The following is a 16,820-nucleotide window of genomic DNA, read 5'->3' on the forward strand; positions in this document are numbered from 1 at the left end:
GGTATAAAATGGATATATGGTATAAGATAAATACAGACTCCAATCAGTAATAAAATAATGGAAATAGCTAATAATATAAGGATTTTTTTTCTTTTCATCCTGTTCGCCTTAACTCCAAAATAGATTATTTGCTCATAAATCTACTCTTTTTATGTCAACAGGAGTAAATGTTTAATTTTACATGTATTTTGGTGTTCAAATCCCTTCCCCTGCACTTTTTTTATATTTTTGCATATTCTTTTAATTCATAATATTCATCTAATAAATCGGGTCTTGGAACTGAGGAAAGTTCTCCAGTTTCACCATTTTTAACCCATTTCAAATGCCATAAATAAAGTAGACCAACAGACATTTGTTCTAAATAGATACCCAGCGTCCAAACAATACCTTCGTAAATTATAACTCCCATCCAAAATAAATCTGGAAAATCCATGCCTGCTCTAACCATTAAAAGAATAATAAGTATAGGTATCGCCATAAAAAATGCTGCTACACCAGTTAATGTATAAGTTGTGAGAAATTGTAAAGGATGCTTCTTGATTATCTCTAATGAGCGTTTAAAAGCAGAAAAAGGTCCCTTATTCTCCCAGGCAATTGCAGGCAATGTTAAAAAGATATACATCCTAAAAAGTTTTTCAAACATCCTCAAACCCAATTTAAACCAACTAAAAGGTCCCGAGTTATATCCTGCAAGAGTTAATGCAGCATCTCTCGGGGATGGCGTTGGTCTTGAGGTTCTTCCCTTTTTTTTACTTGTCAATACTTTTATAATCAAAATAATAAACCAAACAATCGCCCAAATAAGAGCAACAGGGATAACCTTGTATGAATCAAGAATTACTGCTTCTTTCAATGCTTTACCAAATGAAATTTTTTCACCTAACTCTATTTGCTGAATAAATTCAAGCATCACAATGTTTGCCATACATATAATAAGGGTAATCAGGAAAATTATTAAAAAGATAAAAAGAAGGATTAAATAAAACTCTTCTAAACTATGTGGAATACCAAAGTAAATATAATATCTTAAAATTAAAACAATAGCAGCAACAAAAATCCAAGAAAAAAATAGTGGAACTAAAAAGATGGGTTTCTTACGTAAAAATCTAAAAGAATCCGCTAATAACACCCAGCCTTCACCAAGTTTAGTGAGAACTGCCATCCTCATCTCCTCAACCTTTAAATCTAATATTTCTTTATTAACTTACTCTTTTTGGTTCAACATGAGAAAAACCTATTTTTTATGACTAAATTGGCGTTAAATCTCTTCCCTGCATCTTCTTAATTATGACTTTATTTTTCAAAAATGTTAATATTCGAACTAAGATTCATAATATTTGAGAGGATGGAAAAAAAGAAAAAAATTGTGATCTATTTATTATTATCATTGATTGTATGGAGCGTAGTTGCAATATTTGTGATACAAAACCCTGTGCCAAAAGAACCAGATGATATGCCTCCTGAAGTTTGGAGTTATTACCAAGGACGTTCTCCCGCAGAGGTGTTTTTGATAAAAAATCGTGATGCTATCTTGTTTGTTCTTTTTTTATTTACAGTGCTGCCCGATGTAATTATATTGATTAAAGAGGTTAAAAAACAGAAAAAATAATTTTTCTTATTTTCTACAAATATTTGATATAGAAAAAACGTATTCTATGTTCTTGTGACAAAATATAAACCTAAATTCATAGATGTTAAAACACTACAAGATGCAAGAAAAGAAATCAAGAAAATAGGTAGCGATCCAGTTAGTATAGAAATAATGGCCCCAAAAGCAGTTTCCAAAGTAATCAAACTAGAAAACGTGCTACTGCAGGATGCCATAATAATAAAACAAGATATGCTCTCAATAGGTGGTGAAGTTGCCGTACCAAAAAACACGTTTCAGCTACATGACAAAACCGGTGACATACTGATAATGGGAACTGTTAAACAACTAAACGAACTGGCCAATAAACTAGATAGGCATTACTCCAGGTTGAAGGAAATCGCAAAAGAAATAAGCATGGTTTTAAAGGGTGTTAAATGAGGTTTCTAAAAATAGGAAAAAAAATATTTGACCTAGATGAAAGAACAATTGTTATGGGTATTTTGAATGTTACACCCGATTCTTTTTCAAATGGTGGGAAATATTTTTCCACAGAATTGGCAGTTAATCATGCTATAGAGATGGAGAAAGATGGTGCAGATATAATTGATATAGGTGGTGAGTCTACAAGGCCTGGTGCTATGTCGGTTTCGCTTGAGGAAGAGAAAAACCGTGTTATACCTGTTGTGGAGCAGCTGGTTGATAAGCTACATATCCCTATTTCTGTTGATACGTACAAGTCTGAGGTTGCAAAAAAGGTTTTGGATCTGGGTGTTGGTATGATTAATGATATCAGTGCCCTTCGTGGTGACAAAAAACTTGCTAATGTTGTCGCAAAGTATGATGTACCTATATGTCTTATGCATATGAAGGGTAACCCACGGGATATGCAGGTTGATCCTGTGTACGATGATGTTGTGAAAGAGATATACAGTTTTTTGAAGGAGAGGAGTGACTATGCGATTTTCAATGATATCAAAAAAGATAAAATAATAATTGATCCAGGTATTGGTTTTGGTAAAAGAACGGGGCGTGGCATAGAGGATAACTGTGAGATACTGAGGCGGCTTTCTGAGTTTAAAAAACTTGGTTACCCGATCATGGTTGGTGCATCCAGAAAAACTTTTATTGGTAATGTATGTGGTGGTCAGACCCCATTACCTGTTACAGAACGACTTGAGGGGAGTCTCGCAGCTGCATGTATATCTGTTATGAATGGTGCTGATATGGTACGTGTTCATGATGTGAAAGAGACGCGTAGATGTCTGTGTTTAGTGGATCGTGTTGTTAAGAAACATTAATGCCAGCTATGATTAGGGTTTCTTGGTACAATAATCCAAAACAAAATGTATAGCAGAATACCGAGTCCTGGTGGGAAAAATACTATAACCACCCAGAAAATACGAACTAAAACCGGGTCTATCTTAAAATAATCCCCGATGCCCCCACATACCCCGCCTAGGATCCTGTCTTTTCCTGATCTATAAAGACGCCTATAATCAGATGTCTCAGAAACATTATCAGATGATTTAGAATCAACATTGTTAGCGGTCTCCTCACAGCCTTTTATGTTTTGTCTCACAGTTGCTGTAAACATTAAAACAAAATACCCGAAGATGAGAACAAGAATAAATATGAGTGGTAGAACCCTATTAATCGCTAATAAGAAATCCTCAAAAAACCTGATACCAAAAAAATCAAATATCCTAAAAATTTCTATAACAACCCATATAACAAGTATAATACCTATAGCGCTGAGTACAGGTGAAATCCACCTAAAAGGCTGATATTTTCTAGAAGCATAACCAGTGTATAAAAAAAACAGCATTAAACAAAAAAACAACCATAAATAGGTTTGTAGAAAATCACCTACATCAGCAAAAACAGGAACTGTACCAGATGTAGATTTCATAACAACAATAATGATCCAAAGAACAGCTAAACCTATAATACTCACAATCAAAGGCCAGAGTATACCAAAGGTTCGATCAACCCAGCCTTCGAATTCTTTACCTGTTTTTTCCAATTCTTTGGTAACTCTTTTTCCTATATCGCTGACTTCTTCACCGAAATCTCTCACTCCTTTTTCGATTGTTTTACCTGCTTTTATTCCAAGTTGCCCAATTTCTTCAGCAAAGTTTTCAACCTGCTCATCTAAAGAGGTTTTTTTCTTCCTAGCTGATGTATCAGTCTTTTTTGCAGCAGTTAATTTATTACCACATTTACTACAAAATTCTGCATCATCCTCATTTTCTTTACCACATTTTGAGCAATAAACCATGTTTTTCTCCCCTGTTAATTAGAGTTGATAATATATCCATGTTTATAAATTATGGTTTTGGAAAAAGAGATTAAGGATTAACGGATTCTTGGTTTGAGGATGTTTATTATGGAGAATGCTGTGTGTCCGCTTGACTATAGATATGGGAGAAAGGAGCTAAAGGATATCTTCGGTGAAAAAAGACGCTTGCAGTTTCTGCTTGATGTTGAGGCTGCTCTTGCCCGTGCCCATGCAAAAGTTGGGGATATACCGAAGAGTGCTGCTGATGAGATTACAAAAAAAGCGTCTGTTGAATTTGTTGATGTTGAACGGGTTAAAAAAATTGAGGCTGAGACTAAACATGATATAATGGCTGTGACAAGAGCACTAAGTGAGGTTTGTAGGAAGGATGCTGGTAAATATGTTCACCTTGGTGCCACAAGTTATGATATTGTTGACACCGCGAATGCTTTGCAGTTTGCTGCTGCGACAGAGCTTATACAAAAGGGTTTAAAAGAGCTTAGAAAAACCTTGGTTGATCTAGCAAAAAAACATAAAAACACTATTATGTTGGGTCGGACACATGGTCAACAGACTATACCGATTACTTTTGGTTTGAAGATGGCTGGTTACGCGATGGAGGTTGAGCGACACCTCGAGCGTATGTATGAATGTAAAAGTCGTTTGCTTGTTGGGAAACTCTCTGGTGCTGTTGGTACAGGTGCTGCTCTTGGTAAAAACGCTCTGAAGATACAGGAGATCATGCTTAGTGAGTTGAAGCTTGGTGTAGAAGATGTTGCTACACAGATTGTTGATCGTGATAGGTACAACGAGTTGATGTGTGTACTATGTAATATTGCTACGAGCATGGAGAAGTTTGCGACAGAGATCCGTAACCTGCAGCGTGATGAGATAGGTGAGGTTGCTGAGAGTTTTGAAAAAGAAAAACAGGTTGGTTCTTCTACGATGCCACATAAACGTAACCCGATAACATGTGAGCAGATATGTGGATTAGCACGTGTTGTGAGAGGTTTCATAACACCAACGTTTGAGAACTCTATACAATGGCATGAACGAGATTTATGCAACTCCGCTGGTGAACGTTTTATTTTACCGCATTCATTGATACTAACTGACTGGATTGTTTATCAAACAAATGTTGTTTTCAAAAACCTAAAGGTTTTCCCGGATAGGATGCTAAAAAATATTGAGACATCAAAGGGTTTACCGATGGCTGAGTCGCTGATGACAAAACTTATAGAAAAAGGTCTGGGTCGTGGTGAGGCGCATGAGCTTATGCGTAAAATTTCTTTGAAAGCAGTTGAAAAAAACAAATCACTAAAAGAGGTTTTTTCTGAGGAAAACAAGAAGCTGAAAATAATGACGCAGGCAGAGATAAACAAGGCTCTTGACCCGAAAAACTATCTTGGTGCTACACCAGAGATAATCGAGCGGGCTATAAAAAAACTTGAGAGAAGATGATCCATGAACAAATTAGAAAAAATAACAGCTAACACGGAAGAGGTTGTTACATTTGAGGAACTAAAATATGTTTTAGATAAATCAAAACCAAAGGCGTACATAGGTTTTGAGCCGTCTGGTACTGTGCATCTTGGTTGGAAGATTTGTACAAATAAAATAAAGGATTTTATTGAATGTGGTTTTGATTTCACCATTTTACTAGCTGATTGGCATGCTTACATAAACGATAAACTTGGTGGCGACCTTGAGAAAATAAAAATCTGTGGAAAATATATGGAGGACTGTTTCGTTGCTATGGGTGTCCCAGAAGATAAAGTGAAGTTTGTTTATGCTAGTGATTATGTTAACGACCCGAGTTATTGGGAGCTTGTTTTGAGAACAGCGAAAGCAACATCAGTGGCTCGTGTTAAACGAGCGATGGATATCATGGGACGTGAGGAGGAAGATGCTGATAAAGACCTATCAAAATTGTTTTATCCTGCTATGCAAGTATCAGACATTTTCTACTTAGGGTTGGATGTTGCTTATGGTGGTATGGATCAGAGGCATGCGCATATGCTGGCTCGTGATGTTTCAAAAAAACTTGGTAAAAAACCACCTGTTGCAATACATACACCTTTGTTGACTGGTTTGCAGGCTGGTGGTCGTATGAATCCAATTGAGGCGAAGATGAGCAAGAGTAAACCTGACTCGATGATATCTATTCATGATACGCCTGATGCTGTGAATAAGAAGATTAGTAAAGCATTTTGCCCGGAGAAACAAATCGATGGGAACCCGGTTTTGGAGATATGTAAATATGTTATTTTCCCTGAGCTTATAGACAAAAAGTTTTTGATTGAGAGACCAGGAAAGTTTGGTGGAAACCTAGAGTTTAAAAGCTATAAAGAACTAGAAAGAGCATTCGTAAATGGTCTTCACCCACTGGATTTAAAAAACTCTACTGCGAAATATATCAACATGATACTTAAACCAGTTCATGAATATTTTGAGAAACATTCAAGTAACTATGATAAAATGAGGGAAATAAGTAACAAAGAATAAAAAAAAATTATTTTTTTAACTTGTTTTCTCTTCGTTTTTCTTCACGTACAGCTGCATCAATACCAGCTATGATCTCTCTGGATTGTCTTCTTATTTCAGCGACCTGTTTTGGTATAAAGTTAAATTTTTTTATCATAAACTCGGAGGTAAAAATCAGCGAATGTAGAAAAATCGCTGGGTCCATTTTTTCGTCCTGAGAAAACTTCAACAGCTTGTTAACACTCTTTAGTAAATCATCTGTTGTGTATTTACTAACTTCTTTGTTAGCCATATATAACCACTTCAGCCCGAGAAAGTAGATGTATGATAAATCGTTTTCGCAATTTTTTTTTTCCCTAAAAACTAGATTTTTTTCTCTTTTTTTAGGAAATTATCGATATCGCTGTGTATATCAGATAGAGACCTTGTTTCTCTTTGAAGCATTGAGTTTCTGAACATCTCACTGTTTGTAGAAATTTTGTATATATGCCCATGCAATCTACTCATCTCACTCTCAATTTGTTCTTGTAGTCTAGCGTTTTCTTGACGCAACTGGTTTATTTCTTCTTTTAAATGATTTATATAATCACGGACTATGGGGTTAACATTCTCTAAACCAATATTAACCTCGTCTTGTTTGATTTGATTAACCGGTTTGTCTGGTGAAGTAAAATAATGCCACAAAGCATCTCTCAGTAGTTCACTATGGGTTATCCCTTCTCTAGTTAACTGGCTAACTATGCGTTCCTCTTTATCATTAAGTTTTAACCCTATAGTTTTTCCCACATACATCCACTCCTAGTTATTACCCAGAATGGTTTTTTGCTTTATATAAATTGTTGATGTTGAACAGAGAAAGGCTTAAAACTGAAAAAAACTAGAGGTTATAAAATGTTTTTTTACATTCTATACATCCTAAAAACCCAGCCTTTTTTTGGTTTCTCAGTTTTTTTTCTTTTAGATATTTTTATTGTATTATGATCAGGTGTGTCTTCTTTTTTTGTTCCAGACAAATCCATTGTCTGTAAAACAGGTTTACGATATTCCTCGAGATAAAACATGAGGCGATCGAATTTATCATCAAGTCTTTTTATTGAATCCTTGGTTTGATTGAAGTATTCATTTTGAAGAGTTTTATATGATTCTTTTAAATCTTTGATTTCGTTATAGTATTTGTTTTTCCATTCGTTTGCCTCGTTTTCAAGTTGCTGTATGCGTGAGTTGAGTTGATCAATATAGAGGTTTACATACCCGGGGTGGTTTACAATTTGGTTTACATGGTTTACAGCCTCATCATTTTCCTCCTGTTGAAAGTGGTTTACAGGCTGGTTTACAGAATCGAAATAACGCAACAATGCTTCTCTAAAAATCTTGCTCTGAGAAATACCATTACGTACAAGTTGTTTTACTATATTCTCCTCATCAGGAGTAAGCCTCAAAGATATAGTTTTTCTCATCAATACATCCCAAAATATTTCAATAAGAGAAATCAATCAAACAGTACTTATATTTTTTTAAGAATAAATATTATCCGATTAAGAGTTTCTCATAATAGGATGATCTACCAGTGTTAAGTATCTCACGTATAATACCATCTGTTACTTTACCAACGCCATTTATGCTCTGTAAATCATTTTTCATAGAAGACAAAGGTTGTTTTAGCTTGGAGATGGAATATGCGGCAAAACCATAGGAAGACTTTTTACCCTGCAGTTTCAAAAGATAATCAATGTGTTCTAGAATAACAATTACTAGATCGTTTTCGCTCAGAATATCACTATAGAGATAAGGTGGGATGCGTCTTGGAATCTTGTATTCCTTTGTTATAGCATAGAATATCTGGTTTATACTATCATAGTATTCACCAACAGCATTACCCCATTTATCATCCTTGTAAATATTATGGTAATCAACAACAAGCTCTGGGTAACTACGTTGTAAGGTTCTGAAAAAATAATCTTTTTGTTTACCATCCTTAAGTGTCATGCCACCGAATATTATGAAATCAACACCAACATCACTCGCTTTTCTAACAGTCTCATGCATAACATCAGGTTTATCTGTTATAAATGGTATAACAGGGAGTAAAAACATACCAATAGCTATACCGTTTTCTTTGAAAAAACGCATAACCTCTAATCTTTCACTAGGTGGTGGTACACCAGGTTCAAAGACCTTGCTGATTTTATCATCAGCTGAAGAAAAACTAAAGCTAACTATGACACGTTTTTTATCATTAATTTTTTTAAGCAAATCAAAATCTCTTTTCACCAAAGTTGATTTTGTTAAAACATGAACAGGATAATCATACACTGTTAAAAGCTCTAGGGCTTTTCTAGTCAACCTGTATTTATTTTCAGCTGGCTGGTAACTATCACCTACGCCGCCACCAACCAAAATATATCCCTTCTTAGAAGAACCATGTTTTCTTTTGAAGTTCAGCTCTCTGCGTAAAACATCAACAGCATTGATTTTTACAGCAACATCCTCACCAAACTCGCCATCAACACGATATTTCTCAGAACGCCCATCGCAATAAACACAGTTATGGGAACAACCACGATAAAGATTCATACCATAGTATGATAGAAACCATGATTCGATCTTGTTTTGTGTACGAAGTATAGATTTTGCTTTAACCTCTTTTATGCCCATAATAAATTCTTCTTATTAGTTGGATAAGCAATATATATCAATTTGTTCGTCATTAAACCAGCGGCTTAGAACAACTTCTGATTTTAATTTAGATCTAGCTAGATAATCATCGAGTTTTTTTCTATCAGCCAATGAACTGAAAACAAAATATGCTCGACCTTTTTCACGTAAATATTTGGCTACTTCTCTTATGAATTTCCTAGTTAAAAAAAGGCCGTCTCTACCACTATCTGTTGCAACATCAAACCAGCCTGTGCCACCTGTTCTTTCCTCTGATTTTGTTGGTAGGTATGGTGGGTTGAAGATTATTACATCAAATTTTTCATTTGGTTTAACAACTGAAAAAAGATCACCCCGTCTAACATCAATTTTACCATTCAACAGTGTTTTATTTTTTAGGTAGTTATGTTTAGTTATTTCCACCGCATGTGGGTTCACATCTGTGCATACAACGTTTGTTCCACGGCGTGAGCATTCAAGTGCAATAATCCCGCAGCCAGTTCCAATTTCTAAAACAGAATCATGTTTTTTTATTTTAATCGCCTCAAGTAACTGGAATGTGTCTTCAGCTGGTTCGTAAACCTCTGGATGAAGACCTATAAGAAGACCATTGTATAGAAATGTTTTATATGGTTTTTTTGTTTTCAAACTATGTTTCACCAAAATTTTTTTTGTTTTTATTATCCAATTATCTGTATTTTTAGTTTTGTTATGCTATAAATGGCAAATTATTAGAACTTGTTGTATGATTGCGACTACAGGTTTTGGAGGCGTAGTATGAAGTTTTGTCCGAGGTGCGGTTCAACAAATGTTGATTGGGTTCTGCCATACGATCGTCAGAAATGGCAATGCAAAGATTGTGGTTACATTGGTGCTTTTATTGTTGAGGACGGTAAATTAGCAGATGAAATACGTAAGAAATACCTAAAAGAAAAATAGGAAATAGTTAAAATTAATAACCAATCTTAAAGAAAAATAAAATTGTTTATTATAAGTTATAAGGGGAAAGACCATGGTTGCTATAGAAGTGAAGGATTTAGTAAAAAAATACGGTACAATAATGGCTGTTAATGGTATATCTTTTACAGTTAACGATGGAGAAATATTTGGTTTAATTGGACCTAACGGTGCTGGAAAAACAACAGTTCTTAGAATCATTTCAACGATTTTACATTTAACCTCTGGATCTGTAAAAGTACTTGATTATGATTTAACCAAAAACCCAAATGAAATAAGAAAAAAAATCAGTTACTTACCAGAGGATGCTGGTGCATATAAAAATCTTAAAGGAAGAGAATATCTTGAGTTTATAGCACGTTTTTTTGATGAAGGAAAAAAATGCAAGGAAATTGTTGAAAAAGGTATAATGATAGCTGATCTTGGTGAAAGAATAAACGATCGTGTTGATACTTATAGTAAAGGTATGATGAGACGGTTACTTGTTGGAAGAGCTTTAATGACTGAGCCAAAACTTGCAATACTTGATGAGCCTACATCAGGTTTAGATGTTATAAATGCTCAGGAGATTAGAAAAATTATAAAAAATACAGTCAAAAAAGGTACAACCGTACTGCTTTCTTCACATAATATGCTTGAAGTAGAGTTTTTATGTGACCGTATAGCGTTAATAGCGGAAGGAAAAATTGTGGAACTAGGTAAACCAAATGATTTGATGAGTAAGTATAATGTTAGAAATATTGAAGAAGTTTTTACGAGGGTTGTAAAATGAGTGCACTAGGAAATATTATAAAAAAAGAACTAAGAGAGTTATTAACACCAGCTACTTTTTTACCAATTATTATTGTTGCATTAATATTTGGTTTAATGGGAAACAGTATTCAAGGTATACAAGAAGAAGCAAAAGAACCACCAGTAATTGGTGTTATTAATGAGGATAATAGTCCTTTGTCAGATATAGTTAATAACATTTTGTGTAATAATTCCAAAGTTGTTTTTAAATCAACAACTGTAAAAGATAAACAACAAGGTTTAAAGACTGTAAAACAAGAAAACGGGGTTGCATTGTTAATAATTAATCATAATTTTACTAACCAGATTTTAAATGGTCAGAAAGGTAATATTGAGGTTTACTGGATAATGAAAGGTGCAGGTATTATGGATGCTATTTCTTCAAGTGTTGTTGAATATTTAATCAATACCATTAACATTAATATATCAAAAGAATTAATACAAAAAAATGTATCTATTAATGCATCAATTATTTTAGAACCAACAACAAAACTAGAAACTACTTATTTAAAAGAACGGGAATTTGTAGGGCTTTCACCAAATACTCTGACCCAGATGCTTTCTTCTCAATCAATGTTTATACCAATAGTTATGATGATGATTATAATCATGGCAGGCGGTATAGTTATCACTTCAATGGCTCTTGAAAAAGAAAATAAAACCCTTGAAACCTTACTTACTTTACCTGTTAAAAGAACAAGTATAGTAACTGGTAAAATAGTTGCAAGTGCTATAATTGGTTTAATGCTTGCTGTTATTTATATGATCGGTATGAACTATTATCTGCAGGGTTTCCAGTTTTCAGAAGGTGGCGCTGTTTTGGCTAAATATAATCTAGTTCTTGATTCACAAGGTTTTATAATAGTTGGTATTTCACTTTTTATTACATTAATTGCTGGACTTGCTTTATGCATGCTGCTTGGTACTTTTACTAAAAGCTATAAAAGTGCGCAGACATTAACATTCCCAATAACTATGCTAGCGCTTATCCCAATGTTCATCACAATGTTTGCTGATTTTGATACTCTTCCTTTTGCGTTAAAAGTGCTTGTTTATGCAATACCATTTTCTCATCCTATGATGGCGCCAAGAGCACTTATTTTTGGAGACTATAACCTGGTTTTAAGCGGTATAATTTATGTTTCCATATTTGCAATTATAATCATTAATGTGGTTGTTTGGATGTTCAAAACAGACAGGATATTAACAGGTAGCACAAGAAGAAAAAAAGAAAAAGGACGTACTTCTTTAATAAACATTTATAAAATTAGGAGATTTTAAAAAAAAAAAATTTATTACAATTTTTTTAACAATCCTCCTTTCTTGTATATTTCTAGTTGAACATTTGAAAAAGGTTTTGAATAAAAAACCTTGTTTTGGGTTTTATCAAGTATTTTTCCAGTTAAAAAATCTACTGATAAAATATCATTTTGATGGATTTCATTAGTAATATTTTTTGCAACTAGTATAGGCATTGCGCTATTAATTGCATTACGCTCATATATTGCACCAAATGATTCTGCGATAATAACCGAGATGCCAAGAGATTTAAAACAATCAACTGCTTGTTGTCTAGAGCTTCCTGCTCCAAAGTTTTTACCAGCAACCACAATATCCCCTTTTTTTGCCTTCTGTGCAAAATCTTCATAACCTCTTAGATTATCAAAAGTGTACTGGCCCATGTCATCAATATTAGTAATAGAAAGATACCTGTTATGATAAATCATGTCTGTATCAATATTGTCTTTTTTTATAACCCAAGCTCTACCTTCAACAACAAATGGTACAACAACCTTTTTTTCCTGAATTTTTTTCTTTTCTTCTACAAATTTTTTAAGCTCTAAAGGTAATGGTTTCTCAGGAATATGATCAACAGTGGTAATGTAACCTGCTAAAAGTGATGCTGCCACAGTTTCAGGTGAAGCTAGATATATTTCACCCTTGCCTTGTTTACCCAAAAAGTTACGATTACCTGAAGAAATAGTAATTTCACCAGCACCTGTTTGACCAATTTGACCAGCAGCACAACCAGCACAACCAGCCGAGCCAACCAGTGCACCTGCATCCTTGAAAATTTTAATTAAACCATCATCTAAACATCTTCTCCAAATTTTATCAGTTGAAGGAACAATTTTAAGAACACGCCCTGGTGCGATTTTTCTACCTTTTAAAATCTTTGCAACAGCTCTTAAGTCTTCAATACGACCATTTGTGCATGAACCAATAAAACCTGAATCTAATTGAACATTCTTGATACTTTCAACAGTTACCACATCCTCTGGATGACCTGGTTTAGAAATCAATGGTTTAAGACCGTTAATGTCAATTTCAAATGTTTGCTCATACTTTGCATCAGGATCAGCAAATATGTTTTTTGTTGGAAAAAAAATTATTATTCCACCCATTTCTGTTGCCATGGAAGCTATTGTTATTTTACCATCAAGAGAAAGTGAATCAACATAATCACCATACAACTCAGCAGAGTAGCCAAGTAACCCATTTGCTTTAAATTCTTGCAACATCCTAAGTACAACATCTTTAGGTGTAGCTGTTTCAGAAGGTTTACCTTTTAAAACAATTTTAACAGAGGGAGGAACCTTAAACCATATCTTACCATAAGCCCAAGCATGAGCAATATCCTGATCACCCATTCCCTGGCCAAAAGCACCTATTGCTCCAAGAATATTTGCATGAGAATCAGTAGAAACAATGGTTCCACCAGGTTTAGCTATTCCTTCATCAATAACAATATGGGTTCCTATTCCTTTGTCAATGTCAAAAACTTTTATACCATTTTTACGTGCAAAAAAACGGCAGATTTGTTGATTAACAGCATATTTCTGATCACAACCACCAGGGTTGCAATCAAATGTGAAAAATGTTTTTTTAGGATCATCAATTGATAAATTATTTTCTTCTAAATTTTTTACAACATTTGCTCCCCCAAAATCTCTTGCTATACGAACATCAATATCAATATCAATTATGTCACCTACCTCTGCTTTATCTTTACTATGGTTTTCAAAAATTTTTTGAATAATTGTTTTACCTATTGAAATCACCCTCTTAAAAAATTATTTAGGAATATCTCTTTCTTCTGGACCATTATATTCACAATCTGTTTTAAAAATTTCTCTCATTGGTTTAAACTCTGTTTGCTCTTCATAAACATGAGCAATTAATCCTGCTACACGACCTAGTATAAAAAAAGCTTTTCCTAGCCTCCAGTCAAAACCCATATCCGAAGAAATTGCAGCAATTGCTCCATCAACATTAATAGGAAGCTTCTTACCTGTTTGATTTTCAAGTTCTTTTTCTATTTCCTTTGATAATTTTATGTGATTGCCTGTAATTTTTAATTCATCTGCAAGTAAAAACAGTTTTTTTGTGCGAGGATCAGATGTATGAACTCTATGACCAAAACCCAAAATCCTTTTATGATTTTCTATTGATTCTTTAACTAGTATTTTTGCAATATCGTTTATTGTTTTACCCTCATTTTTCATTCTAGTTACTCCTTCTTGTAAAAATTTTGCACCTTTTTCAATAGCACCACCATGAGCATCCCCAATGGATAAAACACCTGCAGCTACAGCTGTTGGCAAGGGCACATCAGCTGATGCAACTATTCTTGAAGCCATGGAGGAAGGAGGAGTTACACCATGATCAATACAGGATGTTAGTATTGCATCCATCATTCTCCCATGTTCTCTAGAAGGAAGATCACCTTTTAAAAGAAGATAGACAACACTGGGAAAAGCAATGTTACCTATCAAATCTTCTTGACGATAACCTCTGGTAACTAAATGATTTGGTTCAACCTTTGTTATTTTTGTAACCCATTTCATTTACATCACATCTTTACTTTTTTTATAACATCTAATAATGTTCCGTCAAACCATTTTGTTATACCAACTATTTCGTCAGTTAGTTCAAGCTTTTGTGGACCCCCTGTTGCATCATAAGCAATGTCTTTTAATTCCTCAATGTTAACAAGATCTATTTTTCCTTTAACTTTTTCAATAATATCTTTTCTTTTAGGGTTAATCGCAATTCCCTGGTTTGTCACAACAGCATCAACAACATCACCTGGAGTTGAAATAGTTGTTACTTTTTCCCTTACAATTGGATTTGTTTTCCTAAAAATCGGGCATGTTATTATTGTGAGTTTCGCAGCAGCAGCTGTGTCCTGATGCCCGCCGATTCCATGCAACAACCTACCATCACTATGAGTGTTAACATTAACATTAAAATTTATGTCTACCTCAGTCCCACCCAAAACAACTGTATCCAAACCATCTATAGTTCTACCTTTTGATGTTGGATCTGCATAATGCCCAATATCTGCGGGAAGACCTAAATCATTTTGTATAAATTTTACTGAATAATCATCAAAAACTTGAGAATAATAAATATTTTTAACCCTACCTGCTTTATAAATATCTATTATTAATTTTGTTAAACCACCTGTTGCGCAAGAAGCAACCACGTCTTTTTCTTCTAATCTTTCACCTAGAAATTTCATTGCAGCAAGAGATATCCCACCAGCTCCTGACTGAAAAACCATACCATTTTTTATTAAACCTGCTGCATCCATAAGCTCAACACAATCACGAGCAATCTTTAGCTTTTCCGGCTCTTCAGTTATTTTTGTTGTACCTGACATAATTTTTTTTGGATCACCTATGCAATCAACTTCTGCAACATAATCTACAAATCCTTCTTGAATCTCTTGGTATTTACAAGGATAGTCAACGACATTATCAGTAACAACAATAACATGATCAGCATGCATTGCATCTATTTGTGAATAAGATATTGGACCAAAAGCACTATCCCCAATAACACCTGTACAGTTGCCTCTTTCATCAGCCGCTGATGCTGCTATAACCGCAATATTTGGATGCAGTTCTCCTTTTTTCACAGCAGCCCAACGACCACCATGAGAGCGAAGAACCACAGGATATTGTAAAGGATTTTTTGAAATATAATCACCAACTGTCCCATTGATGCTGCCTTCAATTCTAATAATTACACCATCTTTAATGTAATCAATAACTGGGTTGTGTGCATCAAACATTGCAGTTTGTGCCATGCGGATGTTTTTAATACCAAGATTTTTTATTGCCTCTAAAGTCAGATTAACAACATTGTCACCATTGCGTAACTGATGATGAAACGATATAGTGTCACCATTTTTAATGCCACAATTTTTTAAAGCATTAATTAAACTTGTAACCTTTGAAGCATAACCATATTTTTTTGCACCAGTAAAAGGTTTTAAACTCATACCTCCAATTTTTACCTCCACTGGTTTAACAAAGGAATTTTTTGATTGCATATTTTACACCATTGATTTTTTGATTTCAAAATCTATAAAATCACAGTGATTAATAATTATTGCCTCAGGGCTTCTTTTTAGTTCATCTCCTTCATGAGAATGAGCATAGATGATGAAAACAACTTCATCAGGTAAACCAAGTTCTTTTGCCAGTAATGCCCCAGAAACCGGATGTCTAAATTTTTTACCAAATTCACTTTTTACATATTTTCCATTGACGTATTTATATTCCAATAATTTTCCTACATCATGAAGAAGTGCTCCAGCTATTAAGTAGTCCTGATTTAGTTTTTCTTCCCTGTTATCCAAAATACTTTTTGCTAGTTTAGTAATTCTTTTTGTATGATCAGTTAGTTTACCTGAATTTTCAAATAAAAGTGTAAATGGGACATTATCTAAGGATTCCCATTTTCCCCGATCTGATGCTTCTTTCCAGACTTTTATAACCTTGTTTTTTAATTCTTGGTTTTTAATTAGTTGTAATTCTTTTGAAAATATTGATTCTATTTCTTTTTTCTCAACCATGGTCTTTCCTCTTAGAATCACTTTTTTCTGTAATCTGTATGTATATTATTAACATTCTCTTTAGACAATAAATTATAAAACAAGTAGAAAATAAAAGAAAAAGGAGAGGTTTTTAGGTTGTTGTTTTTATCATTGATTTATAAGTTTTTTTAGGATAACCTGAGTTACTTCATTACTTTGTGACCCAGATGGAGATG

Annotated in this window: 19 protein-coding genes; 8 read left to right on the plus strand and 11 right to left on the minus strand. The window is 34.0% G+C overall.

The window, feature by feature from the left end:
• Nucleotides 1–220 precede the first annotated feature (220 nt).
• Complete coding sequence (locus QHH19_02550) at nucleotides 221–1,162, minus strand: hypothetical protein (protein MDH7517209.1); 942 nt, start codon at nucleotides 1,160–1,162, stop codon at nucleotides 221–223.
• Between the two features lie 183 nt (nucleotides 1,163–1,345).
• Here QHH19_02550 and QHH19_02555 point away from each other — a divergent pair, with 183 nt between their 5' ends.
• From QHH19_02555 to folP, 3 genes are read left to right on the plus strand one after another with little or no spacing between them, the layout of a single operon-like run.
• Nucleotides 1,346–1,609, plus strand: a complete 264-nt coding sequence (locus tag QHH19_02555; GenBank protein ID MDH7517210.1) for a hypothetical protein — start codon at nucleotides 1,346–1,348, stop codon at nucleotides 1,607–1,609.
• 54 nt (nucleotides 1,610–1,663) lie between these two features.
• On the plus strand, nucleotides 1,664–2,029 hold the full coding sequence (locus tag QHH19_02560) for a hypothetical protein (protein MDH7517211.1): 366 nt from the start codon (nucleotides 1,664–1,666) through the stop codon (nucleotides 2,027–2,029).
• Nucleotides 2,026–2,889 (plus strand): dihydropteroate synthase, encoded by an 864-nt coding sequence (folP, locus tag QHH19_02565; GenBank protein MDH7517212.1) that lies wholly within the window; start codon nucleotides 2,026–2,028, stop codon nucleotides 2,887–2,889. Before QHH19_02560 ends, folP begins: the two co-directional genes overlap by 4 nt.
• Here folP and QHH19_02570 read toward each other — a convergent pair.
• Nucleotides 2,886–3,869 carry a PspC domain-containing protein gene (locus QHH19_02570; GenBank protein ID MDH7517213.1) on the minus strand — a complete coding sequence of 328 codons (984 nt, stop codon included), beginning with the start codon at nucleotides 3,867–3,869 and terminating at the stop codon, nucleotides 2,886–2,888. The genes folP and QHH19_02570 overlap by 4 nt on opposite strands.
• 108 nt (nucleotides 3,870–3,977) lie before the next feature.
• Between QHH19_02570 and purB the strand changes: the two genes are divergently transcribed.
• Together purB and QHH19_02580 are read left to right on the plus strand one after the other, a co-directional pair.
• Nucleotides 3,978–5,330: an adenylosuccinate lyase gene (gene purB, locus QHH19_02575; GenBank protein ID MDH7517214.1), complete on the plus strand. Its 1,353-nt coding sequence runs from the start codon at nucleotides 3,978–3,980 to the stop codon at nucleotides 5,328–5,330.
• 3 nt (nucleotides 5,331–5,333) lie between these two features.
• Entirely contained in the window at nucleotides 5,334–6,374 is a 1,041-nt protein-coding gene (locus QHH19_02580) for a tyrosine--tRNA ligase (protein ID MDH7517215.1), read from the plus strand.
• A gap of 7 nt (nucleotides 6,375–6,381) precedes the next feature.
• Here the strand turns inward: QHH19_02580 and QHH19_02585 are convergent, their stop codons facing one another.
• The 5 genes from QHH19_02585 to QHH19_02605 all read right to left on the minus strand — a co-directional run bounded on the left by QHH19_02585 (nucleotide 6,382) and on the right by QHH19_02605 (nucleotide 9,656).
• Nucleotides 6,382–6,645, minus strand: a complete 264-nt coding sequence (locus QHH19_02585; protein MDH7517216.1) for a hypothetical protein — start codon at nucleotides 6,643–6,645, stop codon at nucleotides 6,382–6,384.
• Nucleotides 6,646–6,716: 71 nt separating this feature from the next.
• Nucleotides 6,717–7,139 carry a hypothetical protein gene (locus QHH19_02590; GenBank protein ID MDH7517217.1) on the minus strand — a complete coding sequence of 141 codons (423 nt, stop codon included), beginning with the start codon at nucleotides 7,137–7,139 and terminating at the stop codon, nucleotides 6,717–6,719.
• Nucleotides 7,140–7,252: 113 nt separating this feature from the next.
• Nucleotides 7,253–7,810: a hypothetical protein gene (locus tag QHH19_02595; GenBank protein ID MDH7517218.1), complete on the minus strand. Its 558-nt coding sequence runs from the start codon at nucleotides 7,808–7,810 to the stop codon at nucleotides 7,253–7,255.
• A 70-nt stretch (nucleotides 7,811–7,880) separates the two neighbouring features.
• Entirely contained in the window at nucleotides 7,881–9,008 is a 1,128-nt protein-coding gene (locus QHH19_02600) for a radical SAM protein (GenBank protein MDH7517219.1), read from the minus strand.
• A 15-nt stretch (nucleotides 9,009–9,023) separates the two neighbouring features.
• On the minus strand, nucleotides 9,024–9,656 hold the full coding sequence (locus QHH19_02605) for a methyltransferase (protein MDH7517220.1): 633 nt from the start codon (nucleotides 9,654–9,656) through the stop codon (nucleotides 9,024–9,026).
• A 129-nt stretch (nucleotides 9,657–9,785) separates the two neighbouring features.
• On the opposite strand from QHH19_02605, the gene QHH19_02610 reads away from it, so the two are divergent.
• From QHH19_02610 to QHH19_02620, 3 genes are all read left to right on the plus strand, one after another.
• Nucleotides 9,786–9,947: a hypothetical protein gene (locus QHH19_02610; GenBank protein ID MDH7517221.1), complete on the plus strand. Its 162-nt coding sequence runs from the start codon at nucleotides 9,786–9,788 to the stop codon at nucleotides 9,945–9,947.
• Nucleotides 9,948–10,020: 73 nt separating this feature from the next.
• Complete coding sequence (locus QHH19_02615) at nucleotides 10,021–10,737, plus strand: ABC transporter ATP-binding protein (protein MDH7517222.1); 717 nt, start codon at nucleotides 10,021–10,023, stop codon at nucleotides 10,735–10,737.
• Nucleotides 10,734–12,038: an ABC transporter permease gene (locus QHH19_02620; GenBank protein ID MDH7517223.1), complete on the plus strand. Its 1,305-nt coding sequence runs from the start codon at nucleotides 10,734–10,736 to the stop codon at nucleotides 12,036–12,038. Before QHH19_02615 ends, QHH19_02620 begins: the two co-directional genes overlap by 4 nt.
• Before the next feature lie 14 nt (nucleotides 12,039–12,052).
• Here the strand turns inward: QHH19_02620 and QHH19_02625 are convergent, their stop codons facing one another.
• From QHH19_02625 to QHH19_02640, 4 genes are read right to left on the minus strand one after another with little or no spacing between them, the layout of a single operon-like run.
• A complete protein-coding gene (locus QHH19_02625) occupies nucleotides 12,053–13,819 on the minus strand; it encodes an aconitase family protein (GenBank protein MDH7517224.1) in 1,767 nt (588 codons plus the stop codon).
• A 12-nt stretch (nucleotides 13,820–13,831) separates the two neighbouring features.
• The gene (locus QHH19_02630; GenBank protein MDH7517225.1) at nucleotides 13,832–14,605 is read right to left on the minus strand and encodes a citryl-CoA lyase; all 774 of its coding nucleotides are present in this window, start codon (nucleotides 14,603–14,605) and stop codon (nucleotides 13,832–13,834) included.
• A gap of 5 nt (nucleotides 14,606–14,610) precedes the next feature.
• Complete coding sequence (locus QHH19_02635) at nucleotides 14,611–16,047, minus strand: citrate lyase subunit alpha (GenBank protein MDH7517226.1); 1,437 nt, start codon at nucleotides 16,045–16,047, stop codon at nucleotides 14,611–14,613.
• Nucleotides 16,048–16,101: 54 nt separating this feature from the next.
• Nucleotides 16,102–16,623 (minus strand): HDIG domain-containing protein, encoded by a 522-nt coding sequence (locus QHH19_02640; protein ID MDH7517227.1) that lies wholly within the window; start codon nucleotides 16,621–16,623, stop codon nucleotides 16,102–16,104.
• Nucleotides 16,624–16,820: the final 197 nt, after the last annotated feature.

Source organism: Candidatus Thermoplasmatota archaeon (genome assembly GCA_029907305.1).
Taxonomy (GTDB): Archaea; Thermoplasmatota; E2; order DHVEG-1; family DHVEG-1; genus JARYMC01.